At 70.0% G+C, this 20,003-nt stretch carries 12 protein-coding genes and 1 riboswitch; of the genes, 3 read left to right on the top strand and 9 right to left on the bottom strand.

Translation table 11 applies throughout. The annotated features are described in order from the left end of the window. Positions 1-27 precede the first annotated feature (27 nt). From OG587_RS36245 to OG587_RS36230, 4 genes are all read right to left on the bottom strand, one after another. The gene (locus OG587_RS36245; protein ID WP_329083307.1) at positions 28-1,377 is read right to left on the bottom strand and encodes an ABC transporter substrate-binding protein; all 1,350 of its coding nucleotides are present in this window, start codon (positions 1,375-1,377) and stop codon (positions 28-30) included. 442 nt (positions 1,378-1,819) lie between these two features. Further along, entirely contained in the window at positions 1,820-2,515 is a 696-nt protein-coding gene (locus tag OG587_RS36240; RefSeq protein ID WP_329083306.1) for a CHAP domain-containing protein, read from the bottom strand. An 18-nt stretch (positions 2,516-2,533) separates the two neighbouring features. Further along, positions 2,534-2,672: riboswitch (cyclic di-AMP (ydaO/yuaA leader) on the bottom strand. An 882-nt stretch (positions 2,673-3,554) separates the two neighbouring features. Next, positions 3,555-4,133 (bottom strand): TetR/AcrR family transcriptional regulator, encoded by a 579-nt coding sequence (locus OG587_RS36235; protein ID WP_329083305.1) that lies wholly within the window; start codon positions 4,131-4,133, stop codon positions 3,555-3,557. Positions 4,134-4,148: 15 nt separating this feature from the next. After that, positions 4,149-5,030 (bottom strand): oxidoreductase, encoded by an 882-nt coding sequence (locus tag OG587_RS36230; RefSeq protein WP_329083304.1) that lies wholly within the window; start codon positions 5,028-5,030, stop codon positions 4,149-4,151. Between the two features lie 275 nt (positions 5,031-5,305). Between OG587_RS36230 and OG587_RS36225 the strand changes: the two genes are divergently transcribed. Continuing rightward, positions 5,306-6,244, top strand: coding sequence for a hypothetical protein (locus OG587_RS36225; protein WP_329083303.1), 939 nt, complete (start codon positions 5,306-5,308; stop codon positions 6,242-6,244). 130 nt (positions 6,245-6,374) lie between these two features. Then, the gene (locus OG587_RS36220) at positions 6,375-7,562 is read left to right on the top strand and encodes a DUF6716 putative glycosyltransferase (protein WP_329083302.1); all 1,188 of its coding nucleotides are present in this window, start codon (positions 6,375-6,377) and stop codon (positions 7,560-7,562) included. A 54-nt stretch (positions 7,563-7,616) separates the two neighbouring features. Here OG587_RS36220 and OG587_RS36215 read toward each other — a convergent pair whose 3' ends face one another. From OG587_RS36215 to OG587_RS36195, 5 genes are all read right to left on the bottom strand, one after another. Then, complete coding sequence (locus tag OG587_RS36215) at positions 7,617-9,743, bottom strand: alpha-L-fucosidase (protein WP_329083301.1); 2,127 nt, start codon at positions 9,741-9,743, stop codon at positions 7,617-7,619. A 595-nt stretch (positions 9,744-10,338) separates the two neighbouring features. Then, a complete protein-coding gene (locus OG587_RS36210) occupies positions 10,339-11,625 on the bottom strand; it encodes an alpha-2,8-polysialyltransferase family protein (RefSeq protein ID WP_329083300.1) in 1,287 nt (428 codons plus the stop codon). Continuing rightward, a complete protein-coding gene (locus tag OG587_RS36205; RefSeq protein ID WP_329083299.1) occupies positions 11,625-12,551 on the bottom strand; it encodes a glycosyltransferase family 2 protein in 927 nt (308 codons plus the stop codon). Before OG587_RS36205 ends, OG587_RS36210 begins: the two co-directional genes overlap by 1 nt. 29 nt (positions 12,552-12,580) lie before the next feature. Then, positions 12,581-14,638: an N-acetylneuraminate synthase family protein gene (locus OG587_RS36200; RefSeq protein WP_329083298.1), complete on the bottom strand. Its 2,058-nt coding sequence runs from the start codon at positions 14,636-14,638 to the stop codon at positions 12,581-12,583. A gap of 337 nt (positions 14,639-14,975) precedes the next feature. Then, positions 14,976-15,938: an alpha/beta hydrolase gene (locus tag OG587_RS36195; protein ID WP_329083297.1), complete on the bottom strand. Its 963-nt coding sequence runs from the start codon at positions 15,936-15,938 to the stop codon at positions 14,976-14,978. 299 nt (positions 15,939-16,237) lie between these two features. Here OG587_RS36195 and OG587_RS36190 point away from each other — a divergent pair, with 299 nt between their 5' ends. After that, positions 16,238-19,759 carry a S8 family serine peptidase gene (locus tag OG587_RS36190; RefSeq protein WP_329083296.1) on the top strand — a complete coding sequence of 1,174 codons (3,522 nt, stop codon included), beginning with the start codon at positions 16,238-16,240 and terminating at the stop codon, positions 19,757-19,759. The last annotated feature ends 244 nt before the right edge of the window (positions 19,760-20,003 follow it).

Below are 20,003 nucleotides of genomic sequence, written 5' to 3'. Positions count from 1 at the left end.
CCGGGCCGATGCGGGTCGGTACGGGGATCAGCCCGCTGCCTTGACGCCGGCCTCGAGGAACCTGGTCCAGGCCTGGTCGTACTTGACCGAGCCCTGGTCCATGCCCTCGAGGACCTTCTCCACCGAGGTCTTGACCTGGGCGTGCTTCTCTCCGAGGAAGACGGGCAGCAGGTCCTTGACCGAGGCGCCGAAGATCTGGCCGGTCGGCGCGTCGTTGAAGAACGGGTTCTTCAGGTCGGCGACCGCCGGGTCCTGCTGCGCGGGGAGGGAGCTCGGGAAGGCCGCGGCCTCCTGGAAGGCCATGATGTGGCCCTCCTTGCCGGTGAGGTAGTTCAGGACCTCGGCGGCCTCCTTGGGGTGCTTGCTCTGCTTGGGAATGGCCAGGTAGGAGCCGCCCCAGTTGCCCGCGCCGCCGGGCACGGATGCGACGTCCCACTTGCCCTTGTTGTCGTCACCGGCCGCGCCGGAGACCACGCCGAGCATCCAGGCCGGGCAGCCCATGGTGGCGAAGGCGCCCTTCTTGATCGCGGCGTTCCACGGCGGGGAGAACGAGGCGAGCTTGGCGGTCAGGCCCGCCTGGCTGAAGCTCTTCACCGTGTCGAAGGAGGTCTTGATGGCCGGGTTGGTCTCGATGACGAGCTGGTTGTTCTTGTCGAAGTAGGAGACGTTGCCGTTCTTCGGCGCCTCCTGCGACAGGATCACGTTGTAGAGGGTGTTCGGGCCGTCGATGAACTTGGGATCGGTCTTGCCGGGGTTGGCGGCCTGGAACTTCTTCCCCACCTCCATGAAGGCGTTCCAGTCCGGCCATAGCTTGCCGACCTCCTCGCGCTCGGTGGGCAGGCCCGCCTTCTCGAACAGGTCCTTGCGGTAGCACATGGTCATGCCACCGATGTCGGTGCCCAGGGCGAAGAGCTTGCTGTCGGCGTTGATGCCGTTGTCCCACTTCGCCGCGGGGAAGTCGGCCTTGCGGCTGTCCAGCCCGTACTCGGCCAGGTCGGTGAAGAACTGCGGACGGGCCTTCATGAGGCCCATCGCGCCCTCGTCCAGGGCGATGATGTCGGCCGCGCCGCTGCCGGCCTGCAGACGCTGGAGCAGCTGCGGGAGGTAGACGTCCTCGAAACGGTCGGTCAGGTTCTGGTACTTGACCTGGATGTTCGGGTGCGCCGCGTTCCACGTCTCCACGGCCTTGTCGTAGCCGAAGTTCTCACCGCCGCCGAAGGTGTGCACGGTGATGGTCACCGGCTCGGCCGCGGCGGCGGAGCTACCGCCCGCGGCGGGCTCGGCGGGCTCGCTGGAACTGCACGACGTGATGGCCAGGGCGGTGGCCGCCATGACCGCGACGGCGGCGAGCCTGCCGTGCCGCTTGTTGTTCAACATTCCGGACCCCTCTCAGGTGGTCGCCCGAATCATTGGGAGGCGACATCGCGGACCGGTCCCCGACAAACGCGGTCCTCGCGACGAGGTCGTTCCTCAATGTGCTTTGGGAGCGCTCCCACGAAGAGTGGACGATGGGCAACCAGGACGTCAATATGCCGAAACTCAACCGTTACATCCGGCTGTTTTAGGTGGGACTATCAGCATGAAGTGGGGATATACCACCCATACGGGTTATTGGGAGCGCTCCCATCTCATGGACATACAGTCGGGGCATTTCGTGTCCGTGTGGGGGCTCGCGGGGAGAGTGGAGGCGGCGGGGGACGGAACGCCGTCAGGGGCACCGCTCGTTCGAGCGGTGCCCCTGGGAGCGTGCGGACCGGCCCGCGTTCACCGGCGGGGGAGCCGGGTGCCCGCGCCGTGGGGGGCGCGGGGCGGGTGCGGGTCAGTTGGAGTAGACCGGGTAGCCGTAGCCGACGACCTGGGAGACGGGCCTGACGCGCTGCTCGACGTCGCCGTTGCCGGTGTTGCCCTCGATCGTGGTGATCGTGCCGTCCCCGTTGTCCTTCTTCACGAAGCCGACGTGGTCGATGCCGTCGATGCTCTTGCCGCCGGCCCAGTCGAAGTAGACGACCGCGCCAGGGGTGGGGATGGTGCCCCAGTGTCCGTTGTTCTTGAACCACTTGGCGTGGGCGACGGTGTAGGCGTCCCAGCCCATCGTGGGGCGGATGCCGGCCATCTCGCCGACCCAGGAGACGAACATCGCGCACCAGGGGGCGTTGGCGTAGTCGTACACGGTGTTGCCGCCGTCGCGGGCGAGGGTCTCCTTGGCGCGAGGGGTCGACATGTACCAGGAGTGGAACTTGGTCCCGCCGCCCTGGGCGTTCTCGCGGACGCCGATCTGCTTCGAGGCGAGGTCCAGGACCTGCGCGGCGGAGACCTTGGGGAGCCTCTCGGCCGCGATCTGGAGCGGGGTCTTCGCGGACTTGGAACTCTGGGCCTTGGCGTCGACGGGCGGTGCGTTCACGACGCCGTGACCGTCGGCCAGAGCTACGCCGGTGGTGCCGGTCGCCAGGACGGCACACGCGCCCAGGACGGCGCACACCGCACGGGGGGTGGAGATGAGGCGATGCTTAGTCATACGGGGGTTCGACTCCTTGCTTCGCTTCCATTCCGCCTACCGGGTTAGCTGACGGGTTCGGGCTGGGAAGTGCCCTACGACGCACGAGTGCGTTGATTCACCCCAGGAACGTGGTTCCCCGGTTCCGCAAACCTCGCGGATTCGGCGGCCGTGCTCACCGATGGCGGAGGGTTCCGCCGGGTGGAGCGCGGTCGGGCAATGTGACGGCAATGCGCAGACCTGGATAGACCTAGACAATTGCCATGAACAGGACGAACGTACGCCAACAGGACAGACGATTACAAGTAGGACACATTGCCCTGACTTGGCGGTACGTCCGAAATAAGGCGGTACGGCGAGGTGTTACCCGGCGCGGGACAGGGAGTGGATCATGCTCGTCCGGTGCCGGACGCGCCTTCCCTCTGCGGGCGGGACGGTGTCCGGAATCCCCTGCGTCCACGGCGATCCAGGCTTTCCGGACCCGCCTGCGAGGCGTCGGGTGGGGGGTGCTATCGCGCGAGGAGGGAGCCCCCGATCGACGGTGATGCGCCCGACATATTATCGAACAAGTATTCGATAGTAAAAAGTATACGGATGGTAGGGGTTCTCCCATGGAAGAGCTGGGGGCCACACCCTGGGATCCGGCGGCTCGTGGCCGCGTCCTGAGGGGTTTTCGCAGCTCAGGAGGGTGAGATGGAGTCGTCGGCGGGTCTCGCCGCCCGAAGGGTAAAGGAATGCGCCCCCGAAAGGGCTCGACGCCCGCGAAGGTAAAAGCGCAAGGTAAAGGAACACGCTTTCCGGGAGGCCTCGCCGCCCGCGAACGGTAAAGGCGCGCGGGGCGAGGGAACGCGTCTCCGAAAGGGGTTCGCCGCCCGCCGGGAGCGAGGAAACGTGCCTCCGCGCTCTCGTGCCTCCGCGCTCTTGTGCCTTCGTGCCTTCGTGCCTTCGTGCCTTCGTGCCTTCGTGCCTTCGCGCCGGAGCGGGCGCCGGGCGCTCCGGGTTTCAAGTCCTCGAGCTCACGGCCCCGTGTCCGCAGGTCTCAGGTCTCAGATCTCAGATCTCAGATCTCCGAGCCGGACCACGCGCGGAACAGTGGGAGCAGGAACCGGTCGACCGTCTCCTCGACGAACTCCCGGTCCAGCGGCTTTCCGGTGAAGAACAGCCGGTACCACACCAGCGCCTCGGTGACCTTCCTGAGCTCCGCCGGGTCCACCGGTCCCGGCAGCTCGCCGCGCTCCCTGGCGCGGTCGAGCAGCGGGGTGGTGCCCGTGATGTCGGCGCGGGGCACGTTGTCGCGCAGGGCGGCGGCCAGGTCGGGGGAGGTGAGGAGCGCGGGGAACAGGCCGAAGATCATCGCGTGTTTCCGCTCCAGGATCCGGCAGAACCCGTCCACGACCTCGATCAGGTCCCCGCGCATCGATCCGGTGTCGGGCGGCGGCGCGACCTCGATTTCGAGGTGGTTGCAGATCAGGTCCACGACCAGCGCCTCCTTGCCCGGCCAGCGACGGTAGATCGTGGCCTTGCTGGCGCTGGCCCGCCTGGCGATCTGGTCGACGGACATCCGGTCGTATCCGACCTCGGACAGCAGCTCCAGAGTCGCGTCGAGGATCGCCCGTTCCCGCGCGGGATCGAGACGCAAGGTGCCTCCGGTGGTTCACGAGTCCTGTCTGATCTCCCAGAATCGTACGCCGGTCAGCTCCTCCGACCTCTCCCAGAGCCTCGCGGCCACGGCCGCGTCCAGCGCCTTCGGTGAGGGACGCAGCGGTTTCGGCCCCGGCCCGACGTACTGCCCGCCCCTCGCCTCGGGAGAGGTCGCCGCGTACAGGGACGGCAGGGCGCCCTTGGCGGGCGGCTGCAACAGCAGGCGCAGCAGGGCGTTGACGGGGCGGGTGAGGGCGCCCGCCTTCATGATGCCGGTGGCCGTCATGCCCGGGTGGGTCGCCAGGCTCAGCAGGGCCGCTCCGGAGGCGTCGGCACGGCGCTGCAGCTCCAGGGCGAACAGCAGGTTGGCCAGCTTGGAACGGCCGTAGGCGGAGAACCTGCCGTACCGGCGGTCGAGGGCCAGGTCGTCGAAGTCGATCGCGCCGACGGAGTGGGCGTCGCTGGAGACCGTGACCACCCGGGCGGCGGGGGCGGCCAGCAGGCGCGGCATGAGCAGCCCGGTCAGGGCGAAGTGCCCCAGATGGTTGACGCCGAACTGGGTCTCGAAACCGTCGACGGTGGTCCGCCGGGGCATCGGGCCCACTCCGGCGTTGTTGACCAGCAGGTCGAGCGGCCCGTCGACCGTCTCGGCGAACGCGCGCACCGAGCGGAGGTCGGCCAGGTCGAGCGCCCTCACTTCGACCGCCGCCTCCGGCGCCGCCGTCCGGACCGTGTCGAGCGCGGCCCGGCCCCGGTCCGCGTCGCGCGCGGTCAGGACGACGCGGGCGCCGTGCCTGGCCAGTTCGAGTGCCGTCGGCACGCCGATGCCGCCGCTCGCCCCGGTGACCACCGCGACGGAGCCGGTCAGGTCGGGAATCTTGTCGGGTGTCCACATCGCTCGCTCCTCGTGGCGGATCGACGGACGAATCGGGGGATGGATCATGTGGTGTACGAAACGGTTCCGTACACCACGGTAAAGGTCGATAAGATCATCGGCAAGCGCGCGTGGTCGGCTGTTCACCCGCAGTTCCCGGGCGCTTAAGGCCACCGGGTTAGGTTGTGGCAGTCGTGAACGGGTCATCGCCCGGCGTGGAGGACGGTCGAGACCACGCGCGGGAGCAGGGTTCGGCCATTGCCTGGGTGGAATCCCCGTTGCAGATGCTCTGTGCGGTGGAGGCCCACCATGCCGGGCTGCTCGGTGCCCGCAGCCACCTCGTGCCCCGGGCGAAGCTGCGCCCGCTGGCCGTGACGGGCCGAGAGCTCGGCCGTCTCACCCTGCCGAGGGGGCTGGAGCTCACCGCGGCCGCGCCGGACATGCCCCGGCCGCGCCGGGGCGAGATCTGGGCGGTGGGCGACGCCTTCTCCGGCAAGGTCCAGTTCCGCTGGCTCACCGCGCTCCCCGGCCGGATCGTGATCGTCGACGACGGGCTCGCCACCATCAGGCTCCTGGAGCTGCTCACCGGCAGGGTGGGAACGCCCCTGCTGAGGGCGAGGGGGAAGGCGGGAAGGCTCAGGACCGTCCTCGCCACGGCGGCCGGGCTCAGGCTGCGCGCCGCCGCCCGCTCGGGGCGGCTGTCGATCTTCACCGCGCTGCCCGTGCCCCCCGACCTGGCGAAGGCCGTACGCGCCAGGGGAGCCGAGCTGGTCACCCACGACTTCGCCTGGCTGCGGTCCCAGCCGCTGCGCAGGCCCCGTCCCGAGGAGCGCACCGTCGTCCTCGGCACCTCGCTGGTCCGCAACGGCCTGATCCACCGCGACCGCTACTTCACCTGGCTGGCCGGGCTCGGCTCCGCCGAGCCGGTGGCCTACTTCCCGCACCGCCGCGAGGACCCCGGCGACCTCGCCCGGGTCGGGGAGCAGCCGGGGATCACCGTCTACGACGGCGGGATCCCCGCCGAGATGACCCTGCGCGGCCTGGCCGCCGAGCAGCGGGTGCTGAGCCTGCCGTCCACCGCGGTCACCTCCCTGCGGGTCCTGCTCTCGGCCCGGGGCGTCGCCGTGGAGACGGTGGACGTCCCCGACGAGTGGTGGACGGCCGAGGCGGCGCCGTCACTCCGCTCCCACCTGTCGAGGTTCGCCCATCACGACACGGGGGTCACCGGGCCATGACCCCTCGGCCGGGGCCCGGCGGGCTCGCCGCTCGCGGGACGCGCGCCGTGCCGCCTCTCCACAAACGAATCCTCTCCACACACGAAACCGGGGGATTCCCCGTCGGAGGTTCTCTTTGAAGGTCCTGGCCGTGGCCGACTCTGACTCCTACCTGAAGTGGGCGGCCTGCCTGCTGAGGGACCTGCCTTCGGGCTGCGAGACGGAGCTGGCGGTCATCCGCACCCCCATCACCCCGTCGCCGGCGCAGATCCACGCCGCCGTCGCGGGTTCGGCGGCCGATCCGCCCGTGCTGTCGGCCCGCGCGCTGCGCCGGGCCGCGGAGCGTTTCAGGCCCGACGTGGTGCTCGTCGCCTGTACGGGGCCCGTGGTGGACGTGCTGGTCGGAGACGTGCTGACCGGGTTGCGGCCCCGGCCGGTGTTCGTCTCGGGGCTGCCGGGCATCTCCGTCCCCGCCACCGAGAAGGCGTGGCTGTTTCGCAGCGGGTGCGACCTGTTCGTGCTGCACAGCGGCCGGGAGGTCGAGGAGTTCTCGGAGATCGGCGGCCGGCTGGGCGGGGGCGGCCAGGTCGGGCTGGCCCGGCTGCCGTTCCTGCGCGGTGACGCGGAGATCCCCGCCACCGGGCCGCGCGACCGGGTGGTGTTCGCCACCCAGGCCAAGGTGCCCAAGCGCAGGGAGGAGCGCGAGCGCGTCCTGCTCTCCCTGGCCGAGCTGGCCGGACGGCGGCCGGACCTGGACGTCGTCGTCAAGCTCCGCGCCCTGGACACCGAGCGCCAGACCCACAACGAGCGTTACCACTACCAGCGCCTGTGGCAGTCGCTCGCCGAGGAGGGCCGGGTGCGCGCCGAGGCCGTGCGCTTCGCGGTGGGTCCCATGCACGAGCACCTGGCCCACGCGGCCGGGTTCGTCACCGTCAGCTCGACCGCCGCGCTGGAGGCGATCGCCCAGGAGGTACCGCTCCTGGTGCTGTCGGACTTCGGGGTGGGCGCCGAGATGATCAACCTGGTCTTCGAGGACAGCGGCCTGCTCGGCACCCTCGACGACCTCTCGGCCGGGCGCTTCCTGGACCCGGACGACGCCTGGTGCAAGGTCAACTACTTCCACCCCGGCGGCGAGAGCGACTGGGTGTCGCGGATGGTCTCCCTGGTCGGGCAGGCCCGCTCCGGGCGCCTCGTCCCGGCGAAGTCCCTGCTGGAGGGTCCCGAGTACGCCGCCGCCCGCCGTCGCGCCCGCATGCGCGTGGAGGTACCGCCGAACGTGCTGCGCGTCGGCTACCGCGCCAAGCGCCGGATGCGCCGCTACCTCAAGGCGTTCGGCTAGGAGCCGGAGGTGTACGGACCTCCGGACGTGGTGTCCGCCCGGAGGTCCGCACATCTAGGGGATGACGTCGAAGCGGTCGACGAGCATGTAGGTGCCTGATCGTTTGACGCCGCGCAAGGTGTGCGTTCCCCGCGTCAGCCCGCGGACGCCGTAGATGACCTGTTGGGTCAGACGGGTGCCGTTGGTGGTGTCGACGGTGGCCTTGAGGACATCGTCCAGGTAGATGTCCACGAGACCTTGGTCGGAGTTGCGTTCCGACAGGAAGTCGATGCCGGTGCCGCTGAAGGTGTAGCTGAACGACGCGCCGTTGGTGGTCGTGTACCGCACGTCGTCGTTGTAGTCACCGAAACCCCGGCCGCTGCTGGCCGCCCAGCCGGCGCTGTAGGTGGCCACGTTGTCGTTGAACCGCTGGACCGTACCCACGGTGGGGTACAGCTGCGACTGCGGCACGATCTGGGCCGGTGTGCTGGGGCTGGCCCAGGCGAGCTTCATGAACGCCTCGCTGCTGCGTTCGGTGTGTTCCAGGCGGATGTCGTAGCGGCGTCCGGCGACGAGGGTCACGCTGCCCTGGTCGACGGCCGCCGTGTGCGGGGTGTTGTTGTCGATGACCGGTTGTCCGTCGATCCACAGTCGCACGGTGTCATCGGAGGCGGTGGTGAAGGTGTAGCGCTCGGAGTACCGAGGCTCGATCGAGCCGGTCCAGCGGCCGGAGAAGTTGTCGACGCCGATCGACGGCGCCGGGGAGCCGCCGAAACGCCATGCGTAGTTGACCGTCGGATCCGTCCGGGTGACCGCCGGTGTGCCGGTGAACGTGGCGTTGTTCCAGAACTCCGCCTTGAGCCCGGAACCGGTACCGGCCGCCGTGGGCGCGGGGGTGGTGATGTCGGCCTCGATGACGGTGGCGATGGCGTTGGTGGTGCCGCCGCTGGGCAGGAAGTCGTAACCGTCTCCGGCGGCCCGTACGGTCACGGGTGACGTGCTGCCGAGCACCCGCGCGCCGGTGACCGTGAACGGCGAACGCTGGCTGAGGTGCAGGGTGCCGGCCCAGGAGTTGACGATCAGGTAGAGCTTGTTGCCCTTACGCGTGACGCGGCCCCAGCTCGGCTGGCTGACCAGGCCCGTGTGGCCCGCGCCGGTGATGGCCGCCCCGTTGACGGCCATCCACGTTCCGATGCCGCGCAGGCCGTCGGCCTGTCCGGCGGTGACCGCCCCGGTGTCGGTGGGACCGATGTTGAGCAGCAGGTTGGCGCCGTTGCTCGTCAGGGTCGCCAGGTCGCGCACCATCGTGGTCGGTGACTTGAAGTTGGTGTCCCAGGCTGCGTACCCCCAGGTGTTGTTGATCGTGATGCAGGATTCCTGCAGCTGGATCGACGGCGGGGAACCGGCGAGCGCCTGCTCGGGGGTGCCGAAGTCACCGTCGACGGCGCGGCGCTTGCCCACCCGGTTGTTGATGATGACCTGCGGTGAGATGCCCCGGACGTACCGCTCCAGATCCTCGCCGTTTTGAGCCGACCACGGGTTGGTGGGGTTGGTCTCGGCCCATTCGCCGTCGAACCACAGCACGGCGGGGTCGTAGCCGGTCACCAGCTCCCGGAGCTGCGCCTTCATCTTGGTGACGTAGGCCGGGAAGTTGCCGACGAAGTCCGGGTCGTGCCAGTCCCAGATCGAGTAGTAGAAGCCGAGCTTGATGCCGTTGGCGGTCGCGGCGGTCTTGAGCTCGCGCAGGAGGTCGCGGGAGAAGCCGGAATGGTCGCGGAGGTTCCACCGGTTGACGCCGGTGGGCCACATGGCGAATCCGTCGTGGTGCTTCGCGGTGATGACGATGTACTTCTGGCCGGCCTGCTTGGCCAGCTGCACGATGGCGTTCGCGTCGAACGCGGTGGGGTTGAAGGTGGCGGCCTTCGCCTCGTACTCACTCCACGGGATGTTGCACTGCCGTTTGATCCACTCGACCTCGCGACACGCGTTGTATTGGCCCTTGTACATGGCGTACGTGCCGAAATGGATGAACATGCCGAAGCGTGATTCGTCGAACCAGCGGGTGCGCGTTGAGCTGAGCGCGTCATCGACGACGTAGTTGTCGCCGGGCGCGGCGGCGACCGCCGGCGATGGCGGTATGACGACCGTCGCCGTCAGTGCGACGAGCAGGGACAGGGCTGCTCGTAGGAATGTCGACCGCATGGAGTCCTCTCTGGTGGCTGGATGAGGTCAGCTCGCCGCGGCATGCACGCCGCTACAGGCCACAGCGAACCGGACGAAATGTGCGGTGCACTATTGATCTCCTGAAACATCCGACCTGTCAAGTGCGAAACTGGGGTTGTTAGGACGAACCCAGGCGCTTATCCTCGACTAATTCGGCCTTAGGCTGGCATTGACCGTGACCGCACCGAGAAAATAGATGGGATGTCTGGGCTCTAGGCTCTGTTTTCAAAGTTGATCTCTGAGCGATCTGAGAGCCTCATGATCGTCGGGTGCGTGGACGTTCTGCTCCACGCTGGTCGTCGGCCTGAACCACGACGACAACGCGTTTGAAGCCAGGTCCTGGTGGTGCTTTTGCCAGGTCAGGCTGTTGTGGCCGGCCGGGTTGGCTGCGGGGTGATTCGATGCGGGCTTGACCCCCGAACGGCTCGCCCATATCCGCCGGCAGCCGGAGACGTTCGCCGCTGAGGTGTTCACCCCGCCGGCCCGCTCGGATCAGCGGACCAAGGCGGTCACCCACCTGGACCGGCCATGCCCCACCTGCCGGCGACGACCGCCCTGACCACCTGACGAAGCACTACTGGGGGAACGCCTTCGACAGGCGGTTGCGGAGCCTGCCCAGGGGGCTGCGCTCCCGGGGGGCGGCCTGGGGGGCGATCAGGTCCAGGGCGCCGAGGCGCTGGCGCTTGAAGTAGCGGGCCGGGCCGTGCGCCTCCAGATAGGCGGCGGCGCTCTCGCGCAGCTGCGGGTACACCTCGGCCTGCATGCAGTAGCCGACCGCGCTCACCAGGGCGGGAAGATCCACCGGCGGCGGTTCCTCCAGAGAGCCGTCCGCCGACAGGCGCGGCAGCAGGGCGTCGGTGACGGTGGCCGGGATCCGGTTGCTGTTCTCGTACGGGGTGAGCCGCTCCAGGACCAGCTCGCCGCCCACCGTCGCCACCGGGAGCCCGAAGTAGCGGCTCGCGGTGATCAGGGCGGTGGAGAAGCAGCCGACCACGAGCTCGGGCCTCAGCGTGGCGAAACACGACTCGGCCGGTACGGTCTCCGCCACCACGTCCAGCTCGACGCCCAGCTCGGCGGCCGTCTCGCGCAGCTGCTGGGCGTGCCTGCGCCCGGCGGCCGGGTGGGGCTTGAACAGCACGCCGCGAAACCCCCGGGCGACGAGGCCGCGCAGCATGTCGGCGTGCAGCCGCGCCTCCTCGTCGGGGGTGACGATGTCGAGGGCGGACAGGTACTGCCCGAGGATCATCGCCCGGCCCGGGGGCGCGTCGCCGGCCTCCCCATCGGCCCTCCCGATCACGTCGAGGAAGGCCCGGTCGGGGAGGGTCTCGGCGGGAACCCCGTACTCCGACAGCAGCAGCGGCGTCAGACCGGGGACCAGGTCGAGGTGGAGCAGGCGCGTGATCCGGCCGGAGATCTCCAGCGGCAGCGGGTCGCGGGTCGGGCCGTAGCTCATCAGGCCGTCGGAGTAGACCGAGATCGGGCAGTCCTTGACCAGCCCTCCCAGGGTCCTGCTCGGGGGGACCGCGACGGACTCCAGGATGAGCTCGGCGGGCCCGTCGCCCAGGGACAGACGCGAGCCGATCAGGCGGCTCAGCATCGGCACCTCGATGACGCGCGCCCTCCAGTCCGAGGGGTGCAGCGGGGCCACGATCTCGTTCCACGAGTGGACCTCGTCGAAGCGCGGGCGCAGCGCGGCGAATCCCGGGGTCTCGTCCAGGGACGGGGTGATCTCGGGAATGGCCGCGTTGTTGGACACCAGCAGGATCCGGCGTCCCTCGCGCGGGCCGAAGCGGCCGTCGTCGATCGCCGCCGCCAGCGTCATCGCGCCGAACAGAGTCGAGGCGTAGAACAGCTGCGTCATCAGCCCTCCAGGAGTCTCTGCAGGATCTGGTCGCGTTCCGGATCCAGGCGGGTCTCGGCGAGCAGGTCCGCGGGGAACCGCCTCAGGGTCGCGGCGCCGCGCTCCTCGAAACGGGCGCGCAGCTCGGGGGAGAACCGCTCGCCCATCTCCAGGTGGTGGGCGAGGAGCGCGCGGAACATGCGTACCGCCTTGGGCGTGAACTCCTCCTCCAGGCCCTCGAAGACCATGTCGAAGGCGTCGAAGAAGTGCAGTTGCCTGGCGTCGCCGATCTGCGTCAGCGAGCCCGTCACCATCCGCCGGTAGAACAGCCCGGCCAGCGACACCACCGCGAACGACCCCGCGCCGCGGTGCAGCCGCCAGATCCACGGCCTGTCCTCGGCGGTGTGCAGGTGCCCGGGGAAGGTCAGCAGCTCGCCGAGGTCGCGGCGGTAGATCCCCGCCCACGCGTACGGGTAGTCGACCATGGTCTTCGACCGGGCGGGCAGGATGTGGTCGCGCGGCTTCAGCACCACCTCCCGGGTGGCGAGCGGCGCCCGGTGGATCACCCGCTTCCTGCCCTCCACCTGGACGTGGTCGACCCGGACGAAGTCGCAGCCGAGCCGCTCGATCGCCCCGACCAGGTTCTCCAGGTATCCGGGCGCGAGCCAGTCGTCGCCGTCCATGAAGGTGAGGTAGCGGCCGGAGGCCAGGGAGACCCCGAGGTTGCGCGCGTCGGCCAGCCCGACCGGCGTGTCGTTGTGCAGCACGACCAGACCGGGCAGGTCGTCGCGGAAGTCCTCGACGATCTGCCCGGTCGCGTCTGCCGATCCGTCGTCCACCACGATGAACTCGAAGTCCCTGCGCGCGTTCCTGACCAGCGAGGTCAGCGCGTCACCGATGTAGGCCTCCGCGTCCCGCACCGGGACGACGACGGACAGCTTGATCAAGTTGTTCTTCCCATTCCCGAATCAGAGGGTCATACGGTGACGCGGCGCAGGCGCGACTTGGGAGCCTCCTCGCCGGGGAAGACACGCTTGACGCCGTCGCCCAGGGCGGTCTCGATGATCCGGATGTCGCGGACCAGGTGCTCCAGGCCGGCCGGCTCCAGCGAGGCGGCGTGGTCGGAGCCCCACATGGTGCGGTCGAGCGTGATGTGCCGCTCCACGGTCACCGCGCCCAGCGTCACCGCCGCGAGCGAGATCTGCAGGCCGCGCTCGTGGCCCGAGTAGCCGACCGGCACGCCGTACCGCTCCTGGAGGGTGACGATCGCGCGGAGGTTGGCCTCCTCCGGGGGGAGGGGGTAGGTGGAGGTGGCGTGCATCATCACCAGCTTGGAGGTGCCGAGGATCTCCACCGCCCGGTCGATCTCCTCCAGCGTGGACATGCCGGTGGACAGGACGAGCGGCTTGCCGGTGGAGGCGAGCGCGCGGAGCAGTTCCAGGTCGGTCACGCTCGCCGAGGCGATCTTGTGGGTGACCACGTTCATCGACTCGAGGAACTCCACCGACGGCACGTCCCACGGGGAGGCGAACCAGTCCAGGCCGCGCTCCTGGCAGTGCTTGGCGATCTCGGTGTACTCCTTCAGACCGAACTCGGTCCTGATCTTGTACTCCATGTAGGTCATCTCGCCCCAGGGCGTCTGCCGGATCTGGTCGCGCTGCTCCAGCGGCACGCAGATCTCCGGCGTGCGCTTCTGGAACTTGACCGCCTGGCAGCCCGCCTCGGCGGCCACGTCGATGAGCCTGCGCGCGATGTCCAGGTCGCCGTTGTGGTTGATGCCGATCTCGGCGATCACGTAGACCGGCTGGCCGGCGCCGACCAGCGCGTCGCCGATCTGGACGGGCTTGGCGACCGGGGTGAGCCGCAGTTCGGCGCGGGGCGCGGGGGCGACCGCGACCTCACTCACCGGGCGGGCCGCGAGGACGCGGTCGCACAGCTCCCGTACGGCCCCGGCGCCTCCGGGCCTGGTCAGCACGGTCCTGGCGGCGGCGCGGACCTTGGGGTGGGCGTCGGGGACCGTGACGGGCCAGCCGACGTCGCTCATCGGGCCCAGGTCGTTGACGTCGTTGCCGACATACGCGACGCGGGCCGGGTCGATCCCCTCGATGGCGAGCCAGTCGCGCAGCACGGTCCGCTTGTCGGTCAGGCCCTGCAGGACGGGCACACCCAGCTTGCGGGCGCGGGCCGCGACCACCGGGTTGTGCTCGGTGGACATGATCATCAGCTTGACGCCGGAGCGGCGCAGCAGCGAGATGCCCATGCCGTCGGAGCGGCTGACCGCGACCATCTCGCGACCGTCCTGGTCGACGTAGGCGCGGTCATCGGTGTGCACGCCGTCGAAGTCGGTGATCACCGCGTCCACGTCGATCGGCTCGGGCTCGTCGACGAAGGGCGCCAGTGCCCGTACGATCTCCAGGTCCTCGGGGGTGTCGACCTCGATGGCGTGGCGCGAGGGCACCTGCTGCACGGCGACGGAGCCGAAGAAGCGGTGGCCGTGCTCGCGCAGGCCCTCGGCGCGCATCACGTAGAACGCGCCGGTCTCGCGGAAGTTCGGCTCGCGGTCCTGGCGGCGGGGGCGGTGGGACGGGTCGTGGTTGACGCCCGCGCCGCTGGCGCTCCACAGGAACTCGTGCGTCTCCAGCCCGGAGAACACCACGTCGGCGCTGCCGTCCAGGACCTTGGAGATCGCGCTGTCCAGGTCGGCGGGGTCGATGAACGCGCTGGTGCACTGCACCAGGATGACCACCTCGGGAGCCTCGGACACGTGGTCGAGCGCGTGCAGCACGGCGGACTCGCTGGAGGCGGTCGCGCCGCTCAGCTCTCCGGGACGGTCGATCACGGTCGCGCCCGCGGCGCGGGCCACCTCGGCGATTCCCTCGTGGTCGGTGCTGACCACGACCTCGTCGACCAGCTCGGCGCGCACGCAGGCCCGTACCGCACGGGCGACCAGGGGACTGCCGCCCACCGCGGCCAGGTTCTTCAGGGGAACCCCCACCGAACCTCCACGGGCGGGGACAACGGCCAGGACTCGCAAGGTGGCTCCTCATGACATACGGCGAACGCCCCTGAGCTGGGGTGTCATAGGAACCTAGCCACGAGGGTGACCGGAAAGGGGTGTCTGAGCTGAACGTCCAGAGTCGCCCGTCTTAACTTTCCGCGCCACCGGGAGCCCCAGCCTGGAGGTGCCGCGGACGGCACCGGACAGCACGCGCGGCACCTTCCATACCGGCCATACCGGGCGGCGAAGACCGGGCGGCACCGGCCATCGGCCGGTCATCGGTGGATCGTCGGCGGGTCGTCGGCGGATCGTTCGCGGTGACCCGCGGATCCTCAGACGGCAGCGCCGATCGGTCGCGGTGATCCGCGGGTCCTCAGACGGCCGCGCCGATGGAGCCCATGAGCATGGGGAGCGAGCGCTCCAGGCCGCGGCGCCAGTATGGCCATGAGTGGGTGCCGGGGCCGTAGAAGTCGACTGCCACCTCGGCGCCGTTCGCCTTGGCCCGCTCGACGAAGGTCACAGCCTGAAGGAGCAGGGAGGCCTCGCCCTCGTCCCGCGCCTCGGAGGCGTCGTCCAGCGGGCCGGGGGCGCCGTCGCCGCTGGAGACGAAGAGCCGCACCCCGCGCAGCGCGCCGGTGAGGTCGGCCGGGTTGTGGGCGGCCCACTCCGGATCCTGGGGGGAGCCCCAGAGCTTCACGGACTCCTCGCCGTACTGCCCGAGCAGCCAGTCGACGCCGCCGTTGCCGTCGCGGGTGTGCAGCACGCCGGAGAAGGAGGCCGCCGCCTGGAACATGCCGGGGTGGCGGGCCGCGTACGACATCGCCCCGAACCCGCCCATGGACAGCCCCGCCACCGCCCGCCGGTCCCCGGCGCCGTAGTCGCGCTCCAGGACGGCCCTGACCTCGGTGAGGTGGAAGGTCTCCCAGCCGGGGCCCTCGCGCCAGTCGGAGTAGAAGCCGACGGGGCCGTTCTCGGGGATGACCACGAGCGCGCGGTAGCCCGAGGTGAGCTCCGCGGCGCCGCCCTTGGTGACCCAGGTGTCGTAGCCGGACTGGCAGCAGCCGTTCAGCAGGTACAGCACCGGCCACGGACCCGAGTCCGGCGTCCACTCCTCGGGCAGCAGGACCCTGACCCTGCCCTCGCGGCCGAGCGCGGCGGAGGTGACGGTGAGCTCGTGGTCGCGCTCGCCCAGCTTCTTCACCGCGACGGCGGAGGCTCGCGTGTCCTCCTCGCCGTACGTGCCGGTCGAGGACGGTGGCAGCAGTGCGAGCAGCACCGCCGCGACCGCGACGGCGGCCAGCAGGAGCACTCCCAGACGTACAGCGGTGCGGTTCACGCCGCCAATCCTCCCGTGTCCCGCCGATCGCGTGAAGCCCACATGCCGTACCGGCTCCGGGAAGGGGCGGTGAGGCGGCGTGCCCGGTGGAGGCGCGGGAGCCCGCGGCGACCGAGAGGGCTCTCTGATTGGGACCGTCCAATCATGTTAATTCTGGTGACATATGGCGCTTTAGTAACCCGAAAGCTTGAAAATTGCACAAGATCTATTCAAGATTCTCCACGTGGGTTGTAAAGATCGTGTGCACCCCGCGTCGCTTTGCCCGGCGGGAAGCTCTCGCCCGGAGTGAAGGAGAATGCGTGTCAAACACCCCTCGACGCCGGCGATCGGTCCTGGCCGGGATCGCCGCCGCTCTCGTGCTCGTGCTTCCTCAGGGCGTGGCCCAGGCCGCACTCGCCCCAGACAAGATTCACAAGACCGTGCTGGCGGATCTGGCCGCGGACGACAAGGCCACCTTCTGGGTACGCCTGAACAGCGACGCCGATCTCAGCGCGGCCCGCAGGGCGAAGACCAAGACCGAGAAGGCCGAGCAGGTCTTCCAGGCCAAGACCGAGCTCGCCACCTCGTCGCAGGCGGGCCTGCGTAAGCTGCTCACCGCCGAGCGCGCCGACTTCACCTCCTTCTGGATCGCCAACGCCATCCAGGTGACCGGCAACGCCAAGCTGGCCGAGGAGATCGCCAAGCGGCCCGAGGTGGACCGGATCGAGCCCAGCCAGGTCACCAAGGTGCCCGAGCCGCTGCCCGGCAAGGAGGTGGCGAAGATCAACGCGATCGAGTGGAACATCGACCGCGTCAACGCCCCCCGGGTCTGGGGCGAGCTCGGCGTCCGAGGCGAGGGCATCGTCGTGGCCAACATCGACACCGGCGTGCAGTTCGACCACCCCGCGCTGGCCGCCAAGTACCGGGGCAAGAACGCCGACGGAAGCGTCGACCACGCCTACAACTGGTTCGACCCGGCCGGGATCTGCTCCGGCACCGCGCCGTGCGACAACAACGGCCACGGCACCCACACCATGGGCACCATGGTGGGCGACGACGGCGGCGCCAACACCATCGGCGTCGCCCCCGGCGCGAAGTGGATCGCCGCCAAGGGCTGCGAGTCCACCACCTGCTCGGACGCCTCGCTGCTCGCCGCCGGGCAGTGGGTGCTCGCGCCCACCGACCTGAACGGCGACAACCCGCGTCCCGACCTGGCGCCGCACATCGTCAACAACTCCTGGGGCGGCGGCGGCTTCAACCCCTGGTACAAGGAGACCGTCGACGCCTGGGTCGCGGCGGGCATCTTCCCCGTCTTCGCCAACGGCAACGTCACGAACGCGGGCTGCAACTCCAGCGGCTCGCCCGGCCAGTACGTCGCCAGCTACAGCGCCGGCGCGTTCGACGTCAACAACACGATCGCGACCTTCTCCACCCGGGGTTCCGGCGAGAACGGCGAGATCAAGCCCAACCTCGCGGCCCCCGGCGTGAACGTGCGCTCGTCCGTGACCAACGGCGGGTACGCGGCCAACTCCGGCACGTCGATGGCCGCGCCGCACCTGGCGGCCACCGTCGCGCTGATGTGGTCGGCCTCTCCCGCCCTGCTGGGCGACATCGCCACCACGCGGGAACTGCTCGACCGGACCGCGATCGACGTCAACGACACGCGCTGCGGCGGCACCGCCGCCGACAACAACGTCTGGGGCGAGGGCAGGCTCGACGCGTTCGCCGCGGTCCAGGCCACCCCCGCCGGTGAGCTCGGCGGGCTGACCGGCACCGTCACCGCCGGCGGCACGCCGCTGGCCGCGGCGGCCGTCACCGTCACCGGTCCGCTGAACCGCACGACCACCACCGCGCAGGACGGCACGTACGCGCTGCCCCGCCTGCTGGCCGGCGACTACGAGCTCACGGTCAAGAAGTTCGGGTACGACGACGCCACCACCGTGACCGTCACCGTCGTGGCCGACCAGACGGTCACCCAGGACGTGTCGCTGACGCAGCGGGCCTCGGGCGCGGTCTCGGGCACGGTCACCGCCGCGGGTACCCCCGAGCCGGGTGCCACGCTGACCGCGGTGGGCACCCCGGCCACCGCGGTCGCCGACGCGGCGGGCCGCTATCGGCTCACGCTGCCCAACGGCGACTACCAGCTGAAGGTCGCCCCGGGCTCCCGGTGCGCGGGAGAGCTCACCGTGCCGATCACGGTGAACGGCGACCTGACCAAGGACGTCGACCTGCCGCGCCGCACCGACACCTTCGGCTACACCTGTGACAGCGCCGCCGAGGCGTACGTCGCGGGCACCGCCAAGAGCGCGCTCACCGGCGACGACGCGGTCCAGCAGATCGCGCTGCCGTTCACCTTCCCGTTCTACGGCACCGGCTACACCGGCGCCTGGGTCAGCACCAACGGGTTCCTGTCCTTCAGGGAAAGCGCCGCCCTGGCGAGCAACGTGACCCTGCCCGCCACCGGCGCGCCCAACGCGGCGCTCTACCCCTACTGGGACGACCTCGTGCTGGACGACCAGTCCGGCATCTACACCGCCACCGTCGGGACCGCGCCGAACCGGACCTTCGTCGTCGAGTGGCGCAACGCCCGCTTCTACGCCGACGCCACCCAGCGCGTCTCGTTCTCGGCGCTGCTCGGTGAGAACGGCTCGGTCGGATACCGCTACGACAGCGTCGACAGCGAGCGCGACGCCGGGATCGGTGCCACGGTGGGCGTCGAGAACGCGGACGGCACCGACGCGCTGCAGTACTCCTTCAACAGCGCCGCGATCGGCGACGGCCAGAGCCTGACCTTCGGCGCGAGCCGGCACGGACTGCTGGCCGGCACCGTCACCGACGCCAACGACGGCGGGCCGCTGGCGGGCGCGACGGTGAAGGTCGGTGACGTGGCGACCTTCACCACCGGGGCGGACGGCACGTTCCTCGGGCAGATCCTGCTGGGCGACTACCAGGTCGAGGTCTCCAAGGAGAACTACGGGACCTTCACCCAGGAGGTCACCGTCACCGCCGGAGCCCGGACCCTGGCCGACACCGCGCTGGCCACCGGCCAGGTGACGGCCTCGGTCGCCGAGCTGACCCTGGTGCAGCCGGCGGAGACCACCAGGACGGGCACGGTCGAACTGTCCAACCTGGGCGTCACCACGGCCTACACCGTGGTCACCGACCCCGCCCAGGGCTGGCTGGGCGTGACCCCCGCCACCGGCGAACTCGCCAAGGGCAAGTCGGTGACGCTGAAGGTGACCGCCTCCAGCGCGGGTGTCCAGCCCGGCACCGTACGCACCGGCAAGCTGCTGGTTCGCTCGGCGAGCGGCCGCAACCCGCAGATCGAGATCCTCGTGACGATCGTGGTGCCCAAGCACCAGGTCGCCGTCGAGGTGGGCGGCACCAAGGACGTCGTCGACGCCACGGGTGACCGCTGGACCGCGGACCGCAAGCACAGCACCGGCGGTCACGGCTACGTCGGCACCAGTACCAAGACGAACACGGCGAGCAGGACGATCACCGGCACCACCGAGCAGGCGCTGTTCAGGAGCGTCCGCGAGGGGATGCTGGAGTACCGGTTCGACCAGGTGCCCAACGGCACCTACGCCGTCGAGCTGGGCTTCGCCGAGACCCGGGGCAAGCGCGAGGGCCAGCGCGTCTTCGACGTCATCGTCGAGGGTCAGCTCGCGATCCCCGCGCTGGACCTCGCCCTGGAGACCGGCGCGTACACCGCCACCACCCGGCAGTACACGGTGAAGGTCACCGACGGCCAGCTCAACGTGCGGTTCGCCAAGCGGATCGGCGACACCGTGCTCAACAGCGTCCGTATCTCCGAGCGTCCCGACAAGGCCACCCCGTAGCGGCCTGAACCTCCTGCACGGCCCGTCCCGCTCTTCTCCGCGGGACGGGCCGTGCTCGTTTCGCGGCCGTTCGCAGCTGTTTACGGTTGTTTGCAGTTGTTTGCAGTTGCTTACGGTGATTTGCGGGCCGGTGGTCCGGCGGCGGCCGGTTCGGAGCCGGGTGGTTCGCGGGGTGGTGGTCCGGGGTCGGTCCGTCCGGAGCCGGGTGGTCCGGGGGCGGCCGGCCCGGAGTGGGGTGGTCCGC

This window comes from Streptosporangium sp. NBC_01469, assembly GCF_036227305.1.
Taxonomy (GTDB): Bacteria; Actinomycetota; Actinomycetes; order Streptosporangiales; family Streptosporangiaceae; genus Streptosporangium.
This window is presented reverse-complemented; position numbering and strand designations above follow the sequence as displayed.